Origin of the sequence: Herbaspirillum aquaticum, assembly GCF_002213425.1 — a bacterium.
Taxonomy (GTDB): Bacteria; Pseudomonadota; Gammaproteobacteria; order Burkholderiales; family Burkholderiaceae_D; genus Herbaspirillum; species Herbaspirillum aquaticum.
In genome coordinates, this window is record NZ_NJGV01000020.1 from 86,646 (window position 1) to 107,570 (window position 20,925).

At 64.2% G+C, this 20,925-nt stretch carries 21 protein-coding genes and 1 riboswitch; of the genes, 13 read left to right on the top strand and 8 right to left on the bottom strand.

Annotated elements, in window-relative coordinates; translation table 11 throughout:
* Positions 1-41: 41 nt before the first annotated feature.
* On the bottom strand, positions 42-1,496 hold the full coding sequence (locus CEJ45_RS18350; RefSeq protein ID WP_088756471.1) for an MFS transporter: 1,455 nt from the start codon (positions 1,494-1,496) through the stop codon (positions 42-44).
* Positions 1,497-1,625: 129 nt separating this feature from the next.
* On the opposite strand from CEJ45_RS18350, the gene CEJ45_RS18355 reads away from it, so the two are divergent.
* The 3 genes from CEJ45_RS18355 to CEJ45_RS18365 all read left to right on the top strand — a co-directional run bounded on the left by CEJ45_RS18355 (position 1,626) and on the right by CEJ45_RS18365 (position 5,026).
* Positions 1,626-2,582, top strand: a complete 957-nt coding sequence (locus CEJ45_RS18355; protein ID WP_088756472.1) for a LysR family transcriptional regulator — start codon at positions 1,626-1,628, stop codon at positions 2,580-2,582.
* A 22-nt stretch (positions 2,583-2,604) separates the two neighbouring features.
* Positions 2,605-2,997 carry an SMU1112c/YaeR family gloxylase I-like metalloprotein gene (gloA2, locus tag CEJ45_RS18360; RefSeq protein ID WP_088756473.1) on the top strand — a complete coding sequence of 131 codons (393 nt, stop codon included), beginning with the start codon at positions 2,605-2,607 and terminating at the stop codon, positions 2,995-2,997.
* A gap of 145 nt (positions 2,998-3,142) precedes the next feature.
* On the top strand, positions 3,143-5,026 hold the full coding sequence (locus tag CEJ45_RS18365; RefSeq protein ID WP_088756474.1) for an AI-2E family transporter: 1,884 nt from the start codon (positions 3,143-3,145) through the stop codon (positions 5,024-5,026).
* Between the two features lie 104 nt (positions 5,027-5,130).
* Here the strand turns inward: CEJ45_RS18365 and ilvD are convergent, their stop codons facing one another.
* Positions 5,131-6,993, bottom strand: coding sequence for a dihydroxy-acid dehydratase (ilvD, locus tag CEJ45_RS18370; RefSeq protein WP_088756475.1), 1,863 nt, complete (start codon positions 6,991-6,993; stop codon positions 5,131-5,133).
* Between the two features lie 285 nt (positions 6,994-7,278).
* Here ilvD and CEJ45_RS18375 point away from each other — a divergent pair, with 285 nt between their 5' ends.
* Together CEJ45_RS18375 and CEJ45_RS18380 are read left to right on the top strand one after the other, a co-directional pair.
* Positions 7,279-7,698: a hypothetical protein gene (locus CEJ45_RS18375; protein ID WP_088756476.1), complete on the top strand. Its 420-nt coding sequence runs from the start codon at positions 7,279-7,281 to the stop codon at positions 7,696-7,698.
* Positions 7,699-7,722: 24 nt separating this feature from the next.
* Positions 7,723-7,986, top strand: coding sequence for a hypothetical protein (locus CEJ45_RS18380; protein WP_088756477.1), 264 nt, complete (start codon positions 7,723-7,725; stop codon positions 7,984-7,986).
* A gap of 45 nt (positions 7,987-8,031) precedes the next feature.
* Here the strand turns inward: CEJ45_RS18380 and mntP are convergent, their stop codons facing one another.
* Both mntP and CEJ45_RS18390 read right to left on the bottom strand, forming a co-directional pair.
* On the bottom strand, positions 8,032-8,610 hold the full coding sequence (mntP, locus tag CEJ45_RS18385; RefSeq protein ID WP_088756478.1) for a manganese efflux pump MntP: 579 nt from the start codon (positions 8,608-8,610) through the stop codon (positions 8,032-8,034).
* 7 nt (positions 8,611-8,617) lie between these two features.
* A riboswitch (yybP-ykoY riboswitch) is annotated at positions 8,618-8,799 on the bottom strand.
* Between the two features lie 103 nt (positions 8,800-8,902).
* Complete coding sequence (locus CEJ45_RS18390) at positions 8,903-9,841, bottom strand: cation diffusion facilitator family transporter (RefSeq protein WP_088756479.1); 939 nt, start codon at positions 9,839-9,841, stop codon at positions 8,903-8,905.
* A gap of 267 nt (positions 9,842-10,108) precedes the next feature.
* Here CEJ45_RS18390 and CEJ45_RS18395 point away from each other — a divergent pair, with 267 nt between their 5' ends.
* Both CEJ45_RS18395 and CEJ45_RS18400 read left to right on the top strand, forming a co-directional pair.
* The gene (locus CEJ45_RS18395; RefSeq protein ID WP_088756480.1) at positions 10,109-11,746 is read left to right on the top strand and encodes a DUF342 domain-containing protein; all 1,638 of its coding nucleotides are present in this window, start codon (positions 10,109-10,111) and stop codon (positions 11,744-11,746) included.
* Positions 11,747-11,876: 130 nt separating this feature from the next.
* On the top strand, positions 11,877-12,275 hold the full coding sequence (locus CEJ45_RS18400; protein WP_088756481.1) for a hypothetical protein: 399 nt from the start codon (positions 11,877-11,879) through the stop codon (positions 12,273-12,275).
* A 21-nt stretch (positions 12,276-12,296) separates the two neighbouring features.
* Here the strand turns inward: CEJ45_RS18400 and CEJ45_RS18405 are convergent, their stop codons facing one another.
* On the bottom strand, positions 12,297-13,145 hold the full coding sequence (locus tag CEJ45_RS18405; RefSeq protein WP_088756482.1) for a LysR family transcriptional regulator: 849 nt from the start codon (positions 13,143-13,145) through the stop codon (positions 12,297-12,299).
* 135 nt (positions 13,146-13,280) lie between these two features.
* Here CEJ45_RS18405 and CEJ45_RS18410 point away from each other — a divergent pair, with 135 nt between their 5' ends.
* The 5 genes from CEJ45_RS18410 to CEJ45_RS18430 all read left to right on the top strand — a co-directional run bounded on the left by CEJ45_RS18410 (position 13,281) and on the right by CEJ45_RS18430 (position 16,842).
* On the top strand, positions 13,281-14,294 hold the full coding sequence (locus CEJ45_RS18410) for a bile acid:sodium symporter family protein (protein ID WP_088756483.1): 1,014 nt from the start codon (positions 13,281-13,283) through the stop codon (positions 14,292-14,294).
* 127 nt (positions 14,295-14,421) lie between these two features.
* Entirely contained in the window at positions 14,422-14,793 is a 372-nt protein-coding gene (locus CEJ45_RS18415) for a VOC family protein (RefSeq protein ID WP_088756484.1), read from the top strand.
* A 122-nt stretch (positions 14,794-14,915) separates the two neighbouring features.
* Positions 14,916-15,659: a helix-turn-helix transcriptional regulator gene (locus CEJ45_RS18420; RefSeq protein WP_088756485.1), complete on the top strand. Its 744-nt coding sequence runs from the start codon at positions 14,916-14,918 to the stop codon at positions 15,657-15,659.
* Positions 15,660-15,774: 115 nt separating this feature from the next.
* A complete protein-coding gene (locus tag CEJ45_RS18425; protein ID WP_088756486.1) occupies positions 15,775-16,191 on the top strand; it encodes a DUF2325 domain-containing protein in 417 nt (138 codons plus the stop codon).
* 129 nt (positions 16,192-16,320) lie between these two features.
* Positions 16,321-16,842, top strand: coding sequence for a hypothetical protein (locus CEJ45_RS18430; protein WP_088756487.1), 522 nt, complete (start codon positions 16,321-16,323; stop codon positions 16,840-16,842).
* 97 nt (positions 16,843-16,939) lie between these two features.
* On the opposite strand, the gene CEJ45_RS18435 is transcribed toward CEJ45_RS18430, so the two are convergent.
* The 3 genes from CEJ45_RS18435 to CEJ45_RS18445 all read right to left on the bottom strand — a co-directional run bounded on the left by CEJ45_RS18435 (position 16,940) and on the right by CEJ45_RS18445 (position 20,045).
* Positions 16,940-17,728: a GGDEF domain-containing protein gene (locus CEJ45_RS18435; protein ID WP_241517374.1), complete on the bottom strand. Its 789-nt coding sequence runs from the start codon at positions 17,726-17,728 to the stop codon at positions 16,940-16,942.
* Positions 17,729-17,987: 259 nt separating this feature from the next.
* Positions 17,988-19,556: a methyltransferase regulatory domain-containing protein gene (locus CEJ45_RS18440; RefSeq protein WP_088756489.1), complete on the bottom strand. Its 1,569-nt coding sequence runs from the start codon at positions 19,554-19,556 to the stop codon at positions 17,988-17,990.
* A gap of 54 nt (positions 19,557-19,610) precedes the next feature.
* Positions 19,611-20,045, bottom strand: a complete 435-nt coding sequence (locus tag CEJ45_RS18445; protein ID WP_088756490.1) for a nucleotide pyrophosphohydrolase — start codon at positions 20,043-20,045, stop codon at positions 19,611-19,613.
* 158 nt (positions 20,046-20,203) lie between these two features.
* Between CEJ45_RS18445 and CEJ45_RS18450 the strand changes: the two genes are divergently transcribed.
* Positions 20,204-20,797, top strand: a complete 594-nt coding sequence (locus CEJ45_RS18450) for an attG domain containing protein (RefSeq protein ID WP_088756491.1) — start codon at positions 20,204-20,206, stop codon at positions 20,795-20,797.
* Positions 20,798-20,925 lie beyond the last annotated feature (128 nt).

The window sequence follows — 20,925 nt, forward strand, 5'->3', positions numbered from 1 at the left end:
CGGGTGTTGACGTTTTCTGCACCATGGCCCGCCAAGGCAGATCAGGCGGGCGATTGCGCCTTGCGCCGCAAGCGGCTGGCACTGACTGCGGTGGCCAGTGCCGTGGCCAGGACCGCCACCCACAGTGCGAGACGGATCGCGTCGCCATCCTGGGCCGCACTCATCTTGAGCTCCCCTTGCGCCACCGCACCGGCGGTGTAGATCGCCAGGATCGTCCCCAGCAAGGCGGCGCCCAGGCACTGGCCGAAGGTACGCATGATGGCCAGCACGCCCGAGGCATTGCCGCTGCGTTCGCGGGCGACATTGGAAAGCATCTCGCGGTTGTTGGGACTCTGGAAGAAACCGAAGCCCATGCCGCATACCAATGCGCGCCAGCCAATGTCCCAGGCCTGGGCGTGATCAGGCAGCAAGGCCAGCAAGCCCAGCCCGACCGTAAAGAGCGCCAGGCCCAGGCTCGACAGCAACGCCGGTGAATGACGGTCAGCCAGCTTGCCTGCATGCGGCGCCACCAGCACGATGCCCAGCGGCCAGGGTGTGAACAGTGCGGCCGACTCAAACGCGGTGTATCCATAGCCGTTCTGGAACAGGAAGGGCAAGGCCACGAAAGCGATGCCCTGCCCCACGAAGGACGCCAGCGAGGTCAGTGCGGCCAGCGAGAAACGTGCATTGGCAAAGATGTCCAGCGGCAACAGCGGCTCCGGTACACGGCGCTGGCCGCGCACGAAGGCGGCACCGGCCAGCAGCGCCACCAGGGCGTAGGCTGCCGCCTCCAGCCTGGCGTGGGTCCCCTGGCCCGGTTCGGCGAAGCGTGCACAGGTATCGGCCGCCATGATGATGGCGCCCATGGCCAGCGCCGACCACAGCGCACCGGCCACGTCGAAGGGCGCCTGCACCGGCTTGCGTGTTTCCGGAATGGCGCTCCACGACAGCAGCACGGCGACGATGCCCAGCGGCACGTTGATGAGGAAAATCCACTCCCAGCCCAGCGCTGCCAGCAAGGTGCCGCCCAGTACCGGACCGACGGCCGTGCTGGCAGCCACCAGCACGGCATTCAAGCCGAGGATGCGGCCCAGCAGGCGGTTGGGAAAGACGGTGCGATGGATGGCTGGCGCAATGCTCAGCATGGCCGCGCCACCCAGCCCTTGCAGCACGCGCATGGCAATGAGCAGATCCACTGAGTGCGACAGTGCGCAACCCAGCGAAGCCAGCGTGAAGACCGCCAGCCCGGCCGTGAACTGGGTGCGAAAGCCCAGCCTTGAGGACAGCGCCGCAAATGCGGCCAGCGTCATCGCCGTAGCCAGCAGGTAGGCGTTGGCTACCCACACGGAAGCAGCGGCCGAGGTCTGCAGCGCCAGGCTGATCTGTGGCAGCGCGACGTTGATGATGGTGCCGTCGAACACCGCCATGGTGGTGGCCGTCATGACAGCCAGCATGGCGCGGCGCCGCTGCACGCCCGGCAGGCCTTCGTCGCCGGGCAGGTCGGAAAAGAGTGACATGGAAATCGCCAGGGAAGATCGGATCAGGCCTTCACTATAGCCAGCCGCGAGACAAGGCGGAAGACGCATGGCTTGCATTGGATCATTGCATGGGACGCCATGTCATCGGTCGCATGCTAGGATGCCGCCATGCCCGATACCGACCTCAATCTCCTGATCGCCCTGGATGCCCTCATCGCCGAAGCCAGTGTGGCCGGGGCTGCGCGCCGCCTGGGCCTGAGCGCCTCGGCCATGAGCCGTACCCTCACGCGCTTGCGCCAGGCCACCGGCGACCAGTTGCTGGTGCGGGCCGGGCGACAGATGGTGCTCACCCCCTGCGCGGAAGCCCTGCAGGAGCGCGTGCGCAACGTGGTACATGAGGCCCGCTCCGTGTTGCGACCTTCGGTACCGGAACTGGATGTGGCGCGGCTGGCGCGCGACTTCACCATCCGCGCCAACGAGGGCTTCATCGAAGCCTGCGGTGCCGCGCTCATCAGTGCCGTCACCAGCGAGGCCCCGCTGGTGCGCTTGCGCTTCGCGCCCAAGGTGGAGCGCAGTCCCCTGCCCTTGCGCGAAGGCAGTGCCGATATCGAGATCGGCGTGGCCAGCGAGATGGGACCGGAAGTGCGCCTGCAGACCCTGTTCCGGGACCGCTTCGTGGGCGCGGTCCGGGTCGGCCATCCGCTGGCGGCCCTGCGGCGCGTGAGTGCCGAGCGCTATTGCGCCTATGACCACGTGAGCGCGTCCCCGCGCGGCGACCGCGCCAGTCCGCTCGATGCCGCACTGGCCGAGCGCGGCCTGGTGCGCAAGGTGGTGGCGGTGGTGCCGAGCTTTCCCGGTGCGCTGGCCGTCGTGCGCACCTCCGACCTGGTGGCCATGGTGCCGCGCTCCTTCCTGACCACGGCCGGCGCGCCGCGCAAGGATGGCAGTGCTTCCGGCATCCATCTGTTCGAACTGCCCATCGCGACCGCCCCCATCATCGTCTCGCTGATGTGGCATCCCCGCGTGGAGCTGGACCCGGCGCATCGCTGGCTGCGCGACAAGGTGCGCGCGGTCTGCGCCGGACTGGCGCAGCAAGGTCCGGGTACCAAAGGGCGTCCCGGCTGAACCCTTTTCCTGAAAGCACTCCATGCAACTGCAAGGCATCCATCATGTGGCCATCATCTGTTCCGACTACGCCGTTTCCAAGGCTTTCTATGTGGACCTGCTGGGCCTGCGCGTGATCGCCGAGCATTACCGTGAAGCGCGCGACTCGTGGAAGCTGGACCTGGGCCTGCCCGATGGCACCCAGGTCGAGCTGTTCTCCTTCCCGTCTCCGCCGGCCCGTCCCTCGCGTCCCGAGGCCTGCGGCCTGCGGCACCTGTCATTTGCGGTGGCCGACGTCGCGGCCTGCAAGGCTGAGCTGGAGGCCAAGGGGGTGGCCGTGGAAGAGATCCGCGTGGATGAATACACGGGTCGGCGCTTCACCTTCTTCGCCGACCCGGATGGGCTGCCGCTGGAACTGTATGAAGTGATGCGCTGACCCCGCCCGTCCGCAAGCCGCGCCCGCCGTGCGCTTGCGGGGCATGGTGCAGAAAACGTCAAGGCGCCATGCGCACAGGCCAAGGGCAACGGCTATACTCGCGCTGCATTCCTGACCGGCCTGCCTTCCTGCCTACATCCACGCCATGCAAAACCTCAAGTCTTCCGCCTTCTCGCGCCTGAGTTCCACCACCCTGCTGGGAGCTGCCGTGGTGCTGGGCATGCTCTACTTCGGTCGCGACATCCTGGCCCCGCTGGCGGTGGCCGGGATCGCCAGCCTGATCATCCTGCCGCTGGTGAGGAAGCTCGATGCCCTCGGCCTGAACCGGGCGGCGGCCGCGATGGTCTCGGTGCTGCTGGTCGGTGGCTGCCTGGTGGCGCTGGCGGTGGTGCTGACCTTCCAGCTGGTGAGCGTCACCAGCGACCTGCCGCAGTACCGCGACGCCATCCAGGACAAGGTGGAAAGCGTGCGCACCATGGCCGAGCGCCCCTTCGCCCGGCTCGAAGCCGAACTGAGCGCAGTGATCCCGCAGCCGCTGCCGGAGAGCGCACGCAGCGGCAAGAAGAATAGCCGCACCGCTGCCGCCGCCGCTGCAGCAGCCGCCACGCCCGAAGCCGATACCCGCATGTCGGTGCGCGGTGCCTTGCGGCGCCTCTTTGCGCTGGCCTGGGGGCCGATCGGCCAGGCCGGCATCGTGCTGGTGCTGCTGGTCTTCATCCTGCTGGAACAGGAATCCCTGCGCGAACGCCTGATTCGCCTGGCCGGGCTGACCGAGATGAGCCGCACCATGCAGGCGCTGGGCGATGCCGCCGAGGGCGTGTCGCGCTTCTTCTTCTCGCAGTTCATCGTCAACCTGGTGTTCGGACTCATCATGGGCGCGGTACTGGCCGCCGGTGGCGTGCCACATGCGGTGCTGTGGGGCGCGCTGGCCGGGGTGCTGCGCTTCGTACCCTACCTGGGGGCGCTGGCTTCCGGGCTGATGATTTCGGTGTTCATCGCCGCCATCGATCCCGGCTGGTGGCTGGCACTGTCCTTCCTGGCCTTCTATGTGGGACTGGAAGTGATCGTGGCCAACTTCATCGAGCCGCGCGTCTATGGCCACAGCTCCGGCCTCTCCCCGCTGGCGGTGATCGTCTCGGCGCTGTTCTGGGGCACGCTGTGGGGGCCCATCGGCCTGCTGCTCTCCACTCCCTTGACGCTGTGCCTGGTGGTGGCCGGACGTCACGTGGCCGCGCTGGAACCGATCACCATCCTGCTGGGCGAAGCGCCCGACATGACCCACGCCGAGCGCTTCTACCAGCGTGCCCTGGCCGGTGAATCGGAGGCCATCATCCGCGATGCACGCGGCCATCTGCAAAAGCAGAGCTTCGCCAAGTATTGCGACCAGATCCTGCTGCCCGGCCTGGCCTTGGCGGCATTGGATCTGCGCCATGGCCGTATCGAAGGCGCGCAGCAGGAACGGCTGCTGCACTCGGTCTCGCAGCTCACCGAAGTGCTCACCCAAAGCCCGGGTGCGCCACGCAGCCTGCGCCGCCGGCGCGAGGTGCCGCTGCTCAACAGCGGCGTCGGCGCGCACCTGCGCGAATTGCGCCAGGCGCGGCTGGGCCGCTGGCAGGGTTCGCTGGATGTGCCGCAGGGATCGGTGGTGCTGTGCGGCGGCTTGCGCGGTGAGCGCGATGACCTGCTCTCCGAACTGCTGGTGCATGCCCTGCGCGTGACCGGCATCGATGCCCGCAGCATCACGCTGGACCAGTCCGAAGAAGAACAGCCCGATACCAGCAAGGCGGAACTGGTGTCCATCGTGTTCCTGGTCTATCCGGTGCGCGAGAAGCTGGAAGCGTGGATGGCGGTGGTACATGACCTGCGCGAGAACTTGCCGCATGCGCTGCTGGTCACCATCCGCCCCTCCTTCTTCAACGAGGAAGTGGAGGCCGCGACCGTGAAGGAACAGGTGGACATGGTGCTGTCGTCCTTCGAAGAAGGGCTGGCGTTTGCGTCTACGCATATGCGGCCGGCCATCAAGGCATGAGCCCAAGCAGGCTCAACGACGCACGAAAAAAAACCGCCCGGCTTGCACCGGGCGGTTTTTCTTTTGCTACATCGTTGCGTCACCGTCAGTGACGGCCACGGGAATTAACGCTTCAACTGCGACAGGTCACGCACGGCGCCGCGATCGGCCGACGTGGTCAGCGCCGCATAAGCCTGCAGTGCCTGCGATACCACGCGCTGGCGGTTGCCCGGCTGCCACGCGGCATCGCCACGGGCTTCCATCTCGGTCCGGCGCTTGGCCAGTTCTTCACCGGAGATGCGCAGGTTGATGGTGCGGTTGGGGATGTCGATATCGATCATGTCACCCTCTTCCACCAGGCCGATGGCACCGCCTTCGGCCGCTTCCGGCGAAGCGTGGCCGATCACCAGGCCCGAGGAACCGCCGGAGAAGCGGCCATCGGTAAACAGTGCGCACGCCTTGCCCAGGCCCTTGGACTTGATGTACGAGGTCGGGTACAGCATTTCCTGCATGCCGGGACCGCCCTTGGGACCTTCGTAACGCACGATGACCACGTCACCGGCCTTGACCTTGTCGCCCAGGATGCCTTCGACGGCTGCGTCCTGGCTTTCGAATACGCGCGCCGTGCCGGAGAACTTCAGGATGCTTTCATCCACGCCTGCGGTCTTGACGATGCAACCCTTCTCGGCGATGTTGCCGTACAGGACGGCCAGGCCGCCGTCTTGCGAGTAGGCGTGTTCACGATCGCGGATGCAGCCGTTGGCGCGGTCCAGGTCGCTGTCTTCAAAACGCTCTTCCTGCGAGAAGGCCGTTTGCGTGGGCACGCCACCGGGGGCGGCACGGAACAGCTTGTGCACGGCCGGGTCGCTGGTGACGCGGATGTCGAATTTCTCGATGGCTTCACCCAGGGACTTGCTGTGCACGGTCGGACGCGAGGTGTCCAGCAGGCCGGCGCGGGCCAGCTCACCCAGGATGGCGATGATGCCGCCGGCGCGGTGCACGTCTTCGATGTGGTACTTGTTGGTCATCGGCGCCACCTTGCACAGGCAGGGGACCTTGCGCGAGATGCGGTCGATGTCGGCCATGGTGAATTCCACCTTGGCTTCGTGGGCTGCGGCCAGCAGGTGCAGCACGGTGTTGGTGGAGCCGCCCATGGAGACGTCCAGGGCCATGGCGTTTTCCCAGGTTTCCTTGGTGCAGATGTTGCGCGGCAGGATGCTGTAGTCGTCCTGTTCGTAGTGGCGCTTGGCCAGTTCGACGATCAGGCGGCCGGCGCGCAGGAACAGTTCCTTGCGGTCGGCGTGCGTGGCGAGCACGGTGCCATTGCCCGGCAGCGACAGGCCCAGTACTTCGGTCAGGCAGTTCATCGAGTTGGCGGTAAACATGCCCGAGCAGGAACCGCAGGTCGGACAGGCCGAGCGTTCCACTTCGGCCACGTCGGCATCCGAGATGTTCTTGTCGCCGGCCTGGATCATGGCGTCGACCAGGTCCAGCTTGATGACCTTCTTGTCGGTGTTGACGGTCTTGATGAACTTGCCGGCTTCCATCGGGCCACCGGAGACGAAGACCACGGGGATGTTCAGGCGCATGGCGGCCATGAGCATGCCCGGGGTGATCTTGTCGCAGTTGGAGATGCAGACCATGGCGTCGGCACAGTGGGCGTTGACCATGTATTCGACCGAGTCGGCGATCAGGTCGCGCGAAGGCAGCGAGTACAGCATGCCGTCGTGGCCCATGGCGATGCCGTCATCCACGGCGATGGTGTTGAATTCCTTGGCCACGCCACCGGCCGCCTCGATCTCGCGCGCCACCAGCTGGCCCAGGTCCTTCAGGTGCACGTGGCCGGGCACGAACTGGGTGAAGGAGTTCACGACCGCAATGATGGGCTTGCTGAAATCGCCATCCTTCATGCCGGTGGCACGCCACAGCGCACGCGCGCCGGCCATGTTGCGGCCTTGGGTGGTGGTATAGGAACGGTAGGTCGGCATGATGGGTGTCTCCTCAGGGCTGCTTAGGGAAAAAGGGAGCACAAGAGTGCCTTCGGGGGGAGTGTTTGTCCAATATATAATTCGATGGCTATTAATATCTATTGAATATTAATAGCGCGCCTTATATCAAACAGTTGATAGAGCTTAGAAACAACGTCACTAAAAATTTGCACAATAAAATTTCCGCGCGGAACGAAATTTACGATCGACGGCAACATCGCAAAAACTAAGCATTTTTTGCTTTCCACCGCGACTTCATCGCTGCTACATTCCAAGAAAATAAATATGATTTTCTTGGGGGAAGAAGTGGAACCACTGTCGCTGATACTTAGTCTTGCGTTACAACATCCTCAGGCGGTAGATCAGGCGGCGCGAAGCTACAATACGCCCGGTACGGTCAATACCGCCAATATCGAGTCGAGCCTGGCGGACTTCGCGAAGGAAACGCTTCATTGCTATCACCCGAGCGCCCGATTCCGCGACGTGAATTTCGTCGCCGCTCCTTGGCCTGAGCACTACAAGTTTGGTGCCAACGCATCGGCAGTGATTCAAATAAGCTTTACAGGACTGACAAATCAGCCTTACCAGATGCTGGTTGCCGCAATGGCCAAAGAGCGAAGCTATCGGACCTTCGTGCTCGCGGAAAATTCAAGGATTCAATACAACCGGAATTGCGCACTAGAGCGCTGGACTGCGGCAAATTGAAAACAATTCACAGAGAGCCATTTGATGAAGCAGGACATTACATTCCAAGACAGTATTCTCAAGGCTCTGGTCCTAGATGAAAACGTCTTTCATAACATCAACTCGATAATGTCGATCACCAAAACTGAGGAGGGGCATCGACGCAAAATTGCCTATCATCTTATGCTGATGGAAGACATGAACCTCATCGTCAAGTCGGTTTCTTCCGCACTTGACGAGTACCGGGTTTCCGCAACTGGGCAGGAGCGCTTCGCTTGGCTTGAAAAGAATTCTGCAAACGTAGCCTGAGCTTGGCGCAGTCAAACCCTGCCTCTTGCGATCAGGCCAATTGGCTTATCCGACGCGGCTCATGTGTTCATAGAGGATCGCCGCCCCCACGCCAATCAACACCACGCCACCGATGATCTCGGCACGCTTGCCGATCAGGTGGCCCAGCACGCGGCCGACCATTACGCCGATGGTGACCATGGTGGTGGTGGCCAGGCCGATCAGGAGCGCGGCTTCGAGGATGTTGACGTCGATGAAGGCCAGGCCCACGCCCACGGCCATGGCGTCGATGCTGGTGGCCACCGCGGTGAGGGCCAGCATGACCACTGATTGCTTCTGCGGGGCGATGCCGGCGTCTTCTTCCTCATCGTCGTCGCTCAAGCCTTCGTGGATCATGCGCGCGCCCAGTACCAGCAGCAGCACGAAGGCGATCCAGTGATCCCATTGCGAGACCCACTTGGTCGCGACGGAACCGGCGAACCAGCCGATCAAGGGCGTGATGGCTTCGATTACGCCGAACAGCAGGCCGATGCGCAATGCCTGCAGGAAGCGGGGCTTCTGCATGGCGGCACCCTTGCCGATGGCGGCCGCAAAAGCGTCGGTGGACATCGCCAGCGCGAGGAGAAGGAGAGCGGGGAAATTCATGAGCGGGGATTCCTTGGCCGGGCGAAAAGTCCATGGACGCGCCTGCGCGCCCAGCCTGGCCGCAGGATACGTCTATGGTCTCGCCTACCTGGATGGCTACCCGCGCCACGGCATCGATGCTGCCGAGAATGTTGACACGGGCTCTTCCGGATGACCCGAAAGCTGGCTACTCCCCAAAGAGAAGCCCGGATTTTAAACGAAGACGGCCGCGCTAGACAAGTTGTCGTGCCGGCTTCGTCAGAATGATGCGGCGTACGCTACACAATGTATTGCCAGGCAGATATTGTGACGATCAGTGCGCTCCACCCTGCCCCACCGGATCCACATGCGTCATCACATCCAGCACATGATGCGCCGCCAGCACCCGGCGCCGCGCCTCGATGGCAATGGCATGGCCTTCGGTGACCGTGATGCCTCCATCGATTTCCAGGTGCACATCCACCAGCGTGAGATCGCCCATGCGCCGCGTACGCAGGTCATGCAGTCCCTGCACCCCGGGCGTGGCGAGGATGGTGGTGCGAATGGCTTCGGCTTCTTCTGCCGACACGGCGCGGTCCATCAGGTCATGCAGCGCGCTCCAGAAAAATCCCCAGCCGGTGCGCACCACCATCAACCCCACCACTGCCGCCGCTACCGGATCGAGCAAGGTGAAGCCAGCCAGGCTGCCCACGATGCCCAGCGCCACCACCAAGGAGGAGGCCGCATCCGAACGCGCGTGCCAGGCATTGGCCACCAGCATGCTGGAGCGCACACGCTCAGCGATGCGCAGCATGTAGCGGAACAGCAGTTCCTTGGCCAGCAAGGCCGCCAGCGCTACCCACAAGGCCGCCACGTGCACCGGCGGCGTATGGCCGTAGTGCTGGATCTTCTGCGCAGCCGACACCAGCATGCCCAGGCCCACGGCCAGCAGCAATGCACCCAGTGCCAGCGAGGCCGCCGTTTCGTAACGCTGGTGACCATATTGGTGATCGTCGTCGGCCTGCTTGCGGCTGTGATGGCCCGCCAGCAGCACCACGAAATCGGAAATGAGATCGGAGAGCGAATGAATGCCGTCCGCAATCAGGGCCTGCGATCCGGAAAACACGCCCGCCGTCACCTGCAGCATCACCAGCGCGATATTGACCACGATGCTCACCAGCGTACTGGTGCGGCCGGCCCGATAACGGGCCGCACTCAAGGCATCATCGCGAGGATCTTCCCCCTTGAAGTCTTCTATTTGGGTACTTAACATAAAACCAACGATAAGAGCCTAATCTAGAGCCAAAATTGGCAAAACTTGTGCTATCGAACAAATTACTGGATCATCTTGCCACATTACAATGTCATCCGTATTGCGTCAGGGGGACTGCCGCCGCCTTTTTGCCGGTGCGGTCAGCAACGCGCCGGATCACGGCCCGCACCTCCATAGCAGGACCAGACATCCCCGCGTCCATGGCTGTTGCCATGACACGCGAGCGATCCGAGACAGACCGGGTGCAGCCTTACATCGAGGAACAGCATGAACCAAGCAACCCCGCAACCGCTGTCATTTGCGTTCGACAGGGCCAGCGGCGAACTGAGCGCCACCTGGCAACCCGTGCAGGGCTTCCCGCCGCTGACGCTGGCCTTCCTGAAACAGGCCATGACAGACCATGGGCTGACCAAACTGTTTTTCCAGGATTCGGTCCTCAATGGCTTCGTGCGCAAGGCCGAGGATGCCAAGGAACCCGTCACCCAGGTCATCGCCGAACGGCGCGATGGCGAATTCTCGCTCGATGTGTCCGATGACCTGATGATGGCCTCGCTGACCCTGGTGCCGCCCTACGGTGGCCGCGCCAAGAGCGTGGAAGTGGTCAACGCCATCCGCGCCGCCGGCATCACTTACGGCATCCTGCACGAGCAACTGCGCGGGGCGCTCTCGGCCGGTTTCTGCAACAAGCTGGTGGTGGCGCAGGGCCTCATGCCCACGCCTGCCGAGCCGGCCCGTTTCGAGAGCCTGCTGGAAGAAAAGGAAGAAGAGCTGGCCGACATCGACGAAGATGCCGTGGTCTCCTATGCCGACATGGGCCACATCCTGCTGGTCAAGGTCGGGGACCCGCTGATGCGCCGCACGCCGCCGGTGCCGGGCCAGGATGGCATCGACATCCGTGGCGGCAAGGTGCCGGCACGGCCGATTGCCGATGTGCCTTTCGCCAAGGAATGCATCGGTGCAGAACCGAGTGAAGAAGATCCCAACCTGCTGGTGGCCATCGTGCCGGGCCAGCCTACGGTCATCAAGAACGGCGTGAAGGTCAATCCGGTGCTGGATGTGGAAAACGTCGACCTCTCCACCGGCAACCTGAGCTTCGAAGGCACGGTGCGCGTCTCGGGTGACGTGCTCACCGGCATGAAGATGAATGTGGGCGGCGACGTGGTGATCAATGGCACCGTCGAAGCGGCCGAGATCGTGGCCGGTGGCAGTGTCACGGTCAAGGGCGGCGTGATCGGCCACAGCGAAGGGGTGACCGCGCAGGCCGGCACCACCGCCATTGCCTCGCGCATCAGTTCGCAAAAATCGGTGCAGGTGATGTTTGCCGAGAGTGCCCACATCGAAGCGGCCGAGGACATCCTGGTCCTGGGCAACGCCCGTCACTGCGAACTGCTGGCGGGCAACGAGATCACCGTCGGCAAGGGCAATCCACGTACCGGCCACATCATCGGCGGCCGCGTGGAAGCCACCAACGTGATCCGCGCCAACGTGATCGGTGCTTCCACCACCACGCATACGCGCATCCAGGTCGGCCTCGATCCGTATCTGGAAGAGAAGATCGCCATCAAGGAACAGGAATACACCCGCAAGGTGGCCGAGCTCGATCGCACCATCAAGCAGCAGAGCTACTACAAGCTCAATCCCGAAAAAGCCACCCCCGAACTGCTGCATGAGACCAGCGACAAGCGCAAGGCGCTGGCCTACGAGGTCAAGGTGCTGCTGGAAGAAGTGAGCCAGATGAAGGAAGGCATGGTGGCCGCCGAAGACGCACGCATCATCGTGGCCAAGGCCGTTCACGAAGGCACGGAATTGCGCATCGGGCATGAAGTGTGGCCGGTGCAATCGGACCTGGGCGGCGGCACCGCACAGCTGTTTGAAGGCGATATCCGCTACAACCCGAAAAAATAGTGTTCGCCGTTTTTATTTTTTGTTCTTTTCTTTTTTCATTTTCAAACAGCCTGTGGATAAATCGTTTATAGCATTTACGCTTCGCTTATCCACAGGGCATTGCGCCTTGGCGCACTGACCGGTCCCGCTCATGCAAGACCTGCTCCCCCATCCGGACCTGGCGCAACTGCGCGCCCTGGCAGCCGACAGTGCGGCCATCACCGTGGAGTGCAATTGCCGCGCGGCCGACAGCAGCGGCTGGATCAGCCTGCCGCTGTCGCTGCCGGAAACGCAATTGGTGGACGTGGCCACGCTCATTGCCGATCCCTACGACGAACCCACCTTCACCGAATACCATCCCCAGGGCACGCGCTACGCCTCGCCCGAGGCGCCTGTCGCGCCGGCCTGGTATCCGTACAACCGCTGCAATATCGCTCGCTGCACGCAGTGCGCACGCCACTACCTGCGCTACATGGAAGCCGGCGGCTATTTCGTGGACCGCCGCATCCGTTCCCTGAATGCCCCGGCGCTGATCGTCGAGGCTGCCTGAAACCCGCTCGCGCTTGACCGTTCAGCCGCGACTCAAGCGGCTGGCCATCAGGATCTGGTACAGCGTATCGGCCGGCCGCGACAGCCGCCGCGCGGTGAGCGCCACATATTCCACATCCGGCAGCCGCGGCAGCGCCGCATGATTCAACGGCACCACCAGGTCACGTGAGGCCAGATGCTGCGGCAACGCCGCCAGCCCCAGCCCGCCACGCGCCGCTGCCATGCAGCCCGCATGACTGCCGCTGGTGCAGACGATGCGCCAGTGATGACCCGACTTGCCCAGCGCCTGCAAGGTCGCCGCCCGGGTGATGCTGGGCTCGGGCAGCAGGATCAGGGGCAAGGGTTCGGTGAGGTCGACCAGGGTATCGGGCCGGGTGAGCCACTGCATGGGCGTGGAGAACATGCTGTGGCCGCGTGATTCACCGGCGCGCCGTTTGCCCACCAGCAAGTCCAGCTTGCCCTGGTCCAGCGAGGCATAGAGCTCGCTGGTGAGACCGATGGTGATTTCCAGTTCGACCTCCGGATGCTGACTGCGAAAGGCGGCCAGCATGTCCGGCAGCGGACCCATGGCGAGGTCGTCAGAAGTACCGAAGCGAACCCGTCCACGCAGGCGCGGAGCACTGAACTGGGCCTCGGCGCGCGCATGCGCCTGCAGGATCAGGCGCGCATGGACCAGCAGGCTTTCGCCATCGGCGGTCAGCGCCAGGGAATGCGTATCGCGCACGAAGAGGCGACGGCCCAGGCTCTCTTCCAGGCGGCGGATGTGGTCGCTGACGGTTGATTGCGTCAGCCCGAGCTGGCGCCCCGCCTCGGTGAAGCTGGACGAAGCCGCAGCGGTGGCGAAGGTCTGGAGCCAGAGGGGATTGAGCATGCGGTCATTATCATCGGACTTTCCGATGACAGTCAACGCGATCAGAGGGGTTCCCGATGGCCGTGCGCTTTCCTATCATGAGGGCAAACCCGAATCTTTCCTTCATCGTCCCTTCATTTTCTCCGCGAGCGCGCCATGAACCGCTTTCTCCCCGACCGCTTCACCCAGTTGCTCATCGGCACCGTGCTGCTGGCCACCTTCTTCCCGGCCACCGGCAGCTTCGAGCACTTCATGCACATCGCCAGCAATGCGGCCATCTCGCTGCTGTTCTTCCTGCATGGTGCCAAGCTCTCGCGCGAGGCGGCCCTGTCCGGACTGAAGCAGCCGCGCCTGCATTTGCTCACGCTGGCCTCGACCTTCCTGCTGTTCCCGCTGCTGGGCCTGGCCTTGAAGAGCGCCGTGCCCGACCTGCTGACGCCGCAACTGTGGATGGGCGTGCTGTTCGTCTGTACGCTCTCCTCCACCGTGCAATCCTCGATCGGCTTTACCTCCATCGCACGCGGCAACGTGCCGGCAGCGATCTGCGGTGCCACGGCCTCCAACCTGCTGGGCATCGTCATCACGCCGCTCCTGGTCACGCTGCTGCTACATCGTCATCACGAAGCCAACGGCATGTCGCAGGTGCTGAGCATCCTGCTGCAACTGCTGCTGCCCTTCGTGCTGGGCAACCTGATGCGTCCGTGGATCGGCGACTGGATCAATCGCCACAAGGTCATCGTCAATGTGGTTGATCGCGGCGGCATCCTGCTGTCGGTCTATGCTGCCTTCAGCGTGGCCGTGGCACAGGGCGTCTGGCACCTGTTCCCGCCGGGCCAGCTGGCCTTGCTGGTGCTGGTCAATGCGGTGTTGCTGGGGACCGTGCTGCTGGTGACGACCTATGGTGCCCGCGCCCTGAAGATGCCGCGCGGCGATGAAATCGTGCTGGTCTTCTGCGGCTCCAAGAAGTCGCTGGCCTCGGGCATCCCTATCGCGTCGGTGCTGTTTGCCGGCAGCGGTGCAGCGGTGGTGCTGCTGCCGATCATGCTGTTCCACCAGATGCAGCTGATGCTGTGCGCGGTGCTGGCGCGGCGCTATGCCGCTGGCCACGAAGATGAACAAACCGGCGGGCAGCCGCAGCAGGAGGGCGTTGCAGCGGCGGCCACGCGCTGATTGCTGACCGTTTCTTCCCGGGGGCGCGAGGGCTACTGACAGGACGGTGTCAGTAGCCCCCGCGCATGATGCGTTCCATGCCAGCCGGCATAGACAACGCTCCCCTCACAAGAAAAGGAAGAACACCATGCAAACCCAAGTCAACTGGTTCGAGATCGCCACCAAGGACCTGCAGCGCGCCACCCGCTTCTACGAAGCCGTCTTCGCTACCAGGCTGCGCCAGGAGCAATTGTCCGAAGAAGGTCCGATGGCCATCTTCGTGCGTGACGATGGCCAGTCCATCGGCTGCCTGACCGGCCCCGGCTGGCTGGAACCCGCTCGCCAGGGCACGCTGATCTACCTCGATGCCGGCCCCTCGATCCAGGCCGTGCTCGACCGCGTCAAGGCCGCCGGTGGTGAGGTCACCATGGAACGCTTCCAGCTGCCCAACGATATCGGCTACATCGCCCAGTTCATCGACAGCGAAGGCAATCGCCTCGCCTTGCACGCGATGCACTGAACGAGTCGGATCGGCTCGCCAGGCAATGCCATGGCCGCATCTTGCACAGCAGCATCGAAGTTCGTGGCGGGCCGGGAGCATGCGTGCCAGAATGGCCCGCATCATTTTTTACCGTCCCTGCCATGCGTCGAGCCGATCGCCTGTTCCAGATCACCCAGTACCTGCGCGGACGCCGTCTCACCACGGCGCGCCAGCTGGCGCAATGGCTGTCGGTATCGGAACGCACGGTCTATCGCGACATCCGCGACCTGTCGCTGTCGGGCGTGCCGGTGGATGGCGAAGCCGGGGTCGGCTACCGCATCAAGCCCGGCTATGACCTGCCGCCGCTGATGTTCAATGCCGATGAAATCGATGCGCTGGTGATCGGCATGCGCATGGTGCAGGCCTGGGGCGGCCCGCAATTGGGTGCCTCGGCGGCTTCGGCACTGGCCAAGGTAGTGCTGGCCCTGCCCAAGGAAAAGCGTGATTTCGTCGAGGCCACACCGCTCTTTGCCCCCGCCATGCAGGACGACTGCGGCCAGGGCGAACGGCTGGAAGCCATCCGCCAGGCCATCAACAGCCGCCACAAGCTGCTGCTGCACTACACCGATGCCCAGCAGCGCAGCAGCCAGCGCGTGGTGTGGCCACTGGCGCTGGCCTTCTTCGGCGGCACCTGGCTGCTGGCCGCCTGGTGCGAAACCCGTGACGATTTCCGTTCCTTCCGCCTGGACCGTGTCCGCCAGATGAGCGAACACGGCCATTATCCGGACCGCAATGGTCGCCGCCTGCCGGACTTCGTGCGGGCCATGCAGCGCCAGGTGCGCGCACAACAAACCTCGGCGATCCCGGCCACGCCGCCGGGCGCCGCCGTGCCGCCTGCGGCCTGATCCGCACCCGGCTGGCGCCAACGCAAAGCGCATATGCTGCTGCGGATTGATTCGTTCGCAAGCGGCAAGACAGCAGTTAGGCTGGGACCGTCACTCACTTCCTGCGAGTCCCCCCATGCGTGCTGCTGCCTCCGCTTCCGCCTCCACGGCTGCCCCCATCGCCTTGTCGCTTGGCGACCGCTGTGTGCTCTGCGTAGGCGGCCTGACCGGCGCGCGCAATCACTACCGGGCCGAGATCGAAACCCGCGCCGGGCGCTTCCTGCATCACGACGGCGGCCGCGAAGACAACCTGCACCGGCTCACGCCCATGCTGGCAGCGGCTGATATCGTCATCTGCGCCTCCGGCAACATCAGCCACAACGCCTATCACCTGGTCAAGAGCACCTGCAAGAAGCTGGGCAAACCTTGCGTCCTGGTCAAGGGCACCGGCATCGCGTCCTTCCTCGATGGCCTGGGACACCTGGCCGCCAGCGCAGCGCCGCAGGAAGGCCGCTCGGCGCGCGGCGACCGGGTGTTGCGCGGCAAGCGCTAGGGCCTCCCGCCGGGCGGCAAAAAAGACTGCTGTTTGGAAAAAATCCCAAATCCCCCCTACAATCGACTCCCCGGCCCGCCCCGCGTGCCGTACCGATAACATGCCAAGAGGCAATTTCCGGGAGTCCGTTTGAAGATCGCATTTCGCCTGTGCACTCGCCTGCGCCCGCGCCTGCGCGCGCTGGTGCTGACGCTGGCCGGTGCCGTGGCCGCCGCACCCGCTGCGCAGGCCGCGCCGCAACCCAGTTTTGGCATCGAGGTCGGCAATGCCTTGCTGTGCCTGAACCAGCTCAACAGCAAGTATTTCTACGATTACCTGGTGGCTGCCTTCGGGCCGCCCTACAAGACCGAGGGCGGAGCCTACTGGTTCAAGGCCACCAATGTCTCGCTGTGGGGCATGCAGGCCACCGATTTCCTGGTCAATGACAGCAACAGCCAGGCCGATTTCATCAGTGCCTATTTCAATACCACCCCGGTCAAGCTGACCGATGCCATCAAGGGCGCGCTGGGCATCCGCTTCACGCCCGAGGACGACTCGGCCTATCCGGTGCGGCAATCGCAGGCCGGCAGCAAGATCGTCTACAACGATACCAACGCCAAGATGTATTGCGCCAAGTCCAAGTTCCTCGTGCCGGGGCCCGAGCAACCCTGAGTCCGGCAGCGACCTGTAGAACCATGAAAAATGCCGCGCGGTGGGTGAGCACCGGGCGGCATTTGTCGTTGCAGCACTGCGTTGGGGGGACAGCGGCTCAGGCCTGCTTGAGGTCCTCGGCGGTGCGGATGCAATCGCGGCCGGAAGCCTTGGCCAGGGCCAGGGCCTGTTCCGATTCGCGCAGTACGGTCTCGGGTTCGTCGACCTGGCGCTGCGGGGCAACTGCCGCGATGCCGATGCTGATGGTCACGCGCCCGGTCGGGCTGGCGCTGTGTTCGATGTTGAGCTGCTCGATCGACTTGCGGATGCGTTCGGCCACGATCAGCGCGCCGTCCAGGCGCGAGCCGGGCAGCAGCACGGCGATCTCCTGGGTACCGAAGCGCGAGAGCAGGTCTTCCGGACGCACGTTGGTATCGCGGATGGCGCTGCCGACACGGCGCAAGACCTTGTCACCGGCCATGCGGCCATAGCTGGCGTTGTACTCATCGAAGAGATCGATGTCGATCATGATGATGGCCAGCGACAGGTTGGTGCGCGCGGCACGGTTGAATTCTTCCAGCAGGCCGCGCTCGAACTGGCGGCGATTGGCCAGGCCCGTGAGTGCATCTTCCAGGCCGACGCGGGCCAGCGTCTTTTCCATTTCTTCCAGGTGCGTGCGGGCGTCGTCGCGCTGCTCCACGAGCTGCTTGTGTTCTTCCTGCAGTTGCTGCATGCCTGCCTCCACTGCCGCGAGCGGTTGCAGCCATTGCCGGGCCAGCAGCCAGGACAGCAAGGCCGACAACAGCACCAGCACCACGGCGGCCATGACCAGGCCCTGCGTGCTGCCATTGAGGGCCATGGCGGTGAGCACGACGGCGGTGAGGAGCGCGGCAGCGGTGCCGGACACGGTCAGGCGCGTTTGGAGTTGACGAGACAGGGGCATAAGCTGGAGACCGACTTTCCTTAAAGAGAGGCACGGCAGTGATGGCCGGCAATACGGCCACGCGAAATGCTACAGGCTAGTGCGCTGCGATGCAACGCGATTGCAGCCAGGCAGTGCGATCCCGCTGCCTTGTCAGGGCGCTGTCACGCGGCTGTCAGGCCGGGCGTGAGGATTCCCCAAAAATCATGCACTGCAAGCTCATCCGTGGCGCAGCGCAGCAGGTTCAGGCAACCTGCAAGGCCCGCAGCAAGGGCAGCCGGGTGCGCGCGAAGAGCCGTGCCTGGGTCGCCAGTTCGGCCAGGTTCTCGGCCTCCCCTTCCAGGCGCACGCCATCGCGCACCAGCCGCTTGCCCTGGGCGGCAATATGCTGCCAGGCCTGGGCCGGCCAGGCTTCCACATCGTCGCCGCAGATCTCGCGCGCCAGCAGGAACAACTGCTCCACCCGCTCCACCTTCACCCCGCCCCCGGTCAGGGGACTGGCCAGGTGGCTGATGTCGCCCTCCTGGCTGTCCGGCAGCACCATGGCCGCGAGTTGCAGCAGGTAGGCATTGAGGTCGGCGGTGCGGCCGGCGATCTGGGCGAAGGTGGCGGCATCGGGCTCGGGCGGCAGCGGGGCGGCGTGGCCGGTACCGATGAGCATCAGGGCCGAGTCGATCACCTGCGACAGGTTCAGGTTGCGATGTGCCAGCGAGGCCGCCAGGTCCACCAGCGTGTGCGGCTGGTAGTCCGAGAGGGCTTGCAGGATGGGCTCATAGATGAGGCGGTTGAGCGTGATTTCGGAGGCCACGTTCTGGATTGTCAGCGGCACCTTGTCCGGTTCGGTCAACAGCACCACGCTTTGCAGCGCCAGGGCCTGCACGCGCTGGCGCTCATCGAGCACCTGGCCGCCGCGTACCCAGTAGTCGCGCCGGAATGTCTGGTTGACCATGAAGTCGCGCGTGCTCTGGTACAGCACCGGGTCCTCGATCTCGGCCAGGTACTGGCGCTGCGCGGGCGTGAAGTTGGCCATGTCGAGATGGTCGATGTAGTGCGCCGGGCAGGCGAACTGCAGGCCCGCTTGCGAGAAGCGGCGATGGATCTCGGCGAAGGGCTCGGCATGCCAGTCACGGTTGAAGTATTCGTGCGCGAGGTAGCTGCGGGGCTGTTGCAGCAGCATCTTGAGGCGATCACGCATGAAGGGGTTGGCCTGCGCATACACCGGATCGGTCTCGAAGAGACGCGTGGCAAAGGCCAGCGCGGCTTCGATGCGGGCGGCGGTAGGCAGGCCGCGCTCCTCGTTGCCGGCCAGTTGCGTGTGCTGCACCAGCAGGTCGCGCAGCGGCATGAAGGCCGACCAGCCTGGCTGGGTGTTGTAGCTCAGGTAGAGCACGCCGCCGGGCTTGAGCTTGCGATCAATGAAATCGAGGATGATCTGGCGGTTGTCTTCGGAGACCCAGCTCCAGATGCCATGCAGGGCGATGAAATCGAAATCGGGCAGGTCGTCACGCCGGCAGAAATGCGAGAAGCTGGAATCCTCCAGCTGCGCGCCACTGCCACTGGCAGCCGCCAGTTCCTGGGCAAAGGCCGCCTGCAGTGGATTGAAATCATTGCCCCACCAGCGCGTGGTGGACGCTGCCGCGTGAAAGTTGGTCGACAGGCCCTGCCCGAAACCCAGTTCGCAGGCGGTCTGGATGGCCGGCGCCTGCAGGCCGTGGAAGGCAAAGGCCAGCGGCAGGCGCGCCGGATTCATGCCGGGGTAGTAGCCATAGGTGTAGGCGATGTCGACGACGTAACCGTCATTCCAGTTGGTCACGGCAGGCTCCGGGCAGCGAACGTGTGAGGAGGACAAGCAAGGATGAGGCCTGCGTCAGCGGTCGCCGGACCCGGCGTCTGCGTCTGCATCGGCGGCGGAACCGGCCAGGGCGCTGTATTTGCGCGCGTTGCCCCGGGCCAGTTCGACCGGGTACTTGCGGCGGTTCAGTTCCATCTTTTCCAGGACGGCGCTGCGCAGGTCCACGCCGGTGTGGTCGGCCAGCTGGATCAGGTAGACCAGCACATCGGCCATCTCATGGCGGATGCCTTCGCGGGCGGCATCGTCGAGCTCATGATCGGCGCCGGTAGGCAGCCACTGGAAGTGCTCCACCAGCTCGGCCACCTCCACCGAGAGGGCCATGGCGAGATTCTTGGGCGTATGGAACCGCAGCCAGTCGCGCTCGCTGGAGAAGTGGCGGATGATCTCACGCAGTTCGTGCAGATCGGACTGGACGGCGACTGGGGGCTGGCCGGAAGGGGAAGCTGTCATGGCTTGGCGTCGGTTCGGATGTTGTCGTATTGCCTTGTTGTCGGCAAGGTACTTTATCACCAACACACACAAACCGGCCTCCACGCTTGATCTGCGACAGGTCCAAGCGCCCCGTAAATGATGCACAATGTAGCGAAACACGCGACATTCTGACGAACATGCTGACACTTTTACGATCCCCGCTGCGTCTCTTGTCCTGCACCCTGCTGGCCACTTCCTTGTTGGCCGCCGGCTGTGACCGCCACATCGACCAGGAACTGGCGGCCCACGAAGCGGCGCAGACCACGCTGGGCCTCACCCCCAAGCAGTTCGCCGATCGCTTCAACAATCGGCTGGCCGACGTGCTCAAGGACATGAAAGTGGAAGAGCCCGAGCACATGGCCCACCTCTACATGCTGGACCCGTCGCGCCTGCATCCGGGCAAATATGAATACGTGCTCGACACCCAGGTCGGCCCGGCCCAGACCACGCTCATCGGCACGCTCAACAAGAAGGGCGAACTGCGCAACGTGGGCGTGATGATGACCAACAAGGTCCCCGGTGCCCGTGACGAATTCCTGATCTGCGCCTCCAGTGCCGCGCGCAGTTTCATCTCCGGCAGCGAGGACAAGCTGCTGCCCCTCATTACCCGCCTCACCACGGTCGCCCTGGACAACCCCGGCCAGCGCATGACCGAGGTCGTGGCCGACCAATTGCTCTCGGTAGAACTGGTACCCCAAGGCGTGCTGTTCCAGGTACAGCCCCGCCAATAAGCGTCCACGGTATTGCCGGGCCGATGATGGGCGGAAACAATTTCCCTCCATCATCGCCCCTGCCCCGCCCGGCAGGAATGCCGGACCTGTTTCCGGTTCACCCGTGGAAAGCCCCGCCTTTTTGACCG

Excerpts from the sequence above, each read along its gene's own strand:
- CEJ45_RS18350 (WP_088756471.1), bottom strand. The coding sequence starts at position 1,496 with ATGTCACTCTTTTCCGACCTGCCCGGCGACGAAGGCCTGCCGGGCGTG.
- CEJ45_RS18355 (WP_088756472.1), top strand. The coding sequence starts at position 1,626 with ATGCCCGATACCGACCTCAATCTCCTGATCGCCCTGGATGCCCTCATC.
- gloA2 (WP_088756473.1), top strand. The coding sequence starts at position 2,605 with ATGCAACTGCAAGGCATCCATCATGTGGCCATCATCTGTTCCGACTAC.
- CEJ45_RS18365 (WP_088756474.1), top strand. The coding sequence starts at position 3,143 with ATGCAAAACCTCAAGTCTTCCGCCTTCTCGCGCCTGAGTTCCACCACC.
- ilvD (WP_088756475.1), bottom strand. The coding sequence starts at position 6,993 with ATGCCGACCTACCGTTCCTATACCACCACCCAAGGCCGCAACATGGCC.
- CEJ45_RS18375 (WP_088756476.1), top strand. The coding sequence starts at position 7,279 with ATGATTTTCTTGGGGGAAGAAGTGGAACCACTGTCGCTGATACTTAGT.
- CEJ45_RS18380 (WP_088756477.1), top strand. The coding sequence starts at position 7,723 with ATGAAGCAGGACATTACATTCCAAGACAGTATTCTCAAGGCTCTGGTC.
- mntP (WP_088756478.1), bottom strand. The coding sequence starts at position 8,610 with ATGAATTTCCCCGCTCTCCTTCTCCTCGCGCTGGCGATGTCCACCGAC.
- CEJ45_RS18390 (WP_088756479.1), bottom strand. The coding sequence starts at position 9,841 with ATGTTAAGTACCCAAATAGAAGACTTCAAGGGGGAAGATCCTCGCGAT.
- CEJ45_RS18395 (WP_088756480.1), top strand. The coding sequence starts at position 10,109 with ATGAACCAAGCAACCCCGCAACCGCTGTCATTTGCGTTCGACAGGGCC.
- CEJ45_RS18400 (WP_088756481.1), top strand. The coding sequence starts at position 11,877 with ATGCAAGACCTGCTCCCCCATCCGGACCTGGCGCAACTGCGCGCCCTG.
- CEJ45_RS18405 (WP_088756482.1), bottom strand. The coding sequence starts at position 13,145 with ATGCTCAATCCCCTCTGGCTCCAGACCTTCGCCACCGCTGCGGCTTCG.
- CEJ45_RS18410 (WP_088756483.1), top strand. The coding sequence starts at position 13,281 with ATGAACCGCTTTCTCCCCGACCGCTTCACCCAGTTGCTCATCGGCACC.
- CEJ45_RS18415 (WP_088756484.1), top strand. The coding sequence starts at position 14,422 with ATGCAAACCCAAGTCAACTGGTTCGAGATCGCCACCAAGGACCTGCAG.
- CEJ45_RS18420 (WP_088756485.1), top strand. The coding sequence starts at position 14,916 with ATGCGTCGAGCCGATCGCCTGTTCCAGATCACCCAGTACCTGCGCGGA.
- CEJ45_RS18425 (WP_088756486.1), top strand. The coding sequence starts at position 15,775 with ATGCGTGCTGCTGCCTCCGCTTCCGCCTCCACGGCTGCCCCCATCGCC.
- CEJ45_RS18445 (WP_088756490.1), bottom strand. The coding sequence starts at position 20,045 with ATGACAGCTTCCCCTTCCGGCCAGCCCCCAGTCGCCGTCCAGTCCGAT.
- CEJ45_RS18450 (WP_088756491.1), top strand. The coding sequence starts at position 20,204 with ATGCTGACACTTTTACGATCCCCGCTGCGTCTCTTGTCCTGCACCCTG.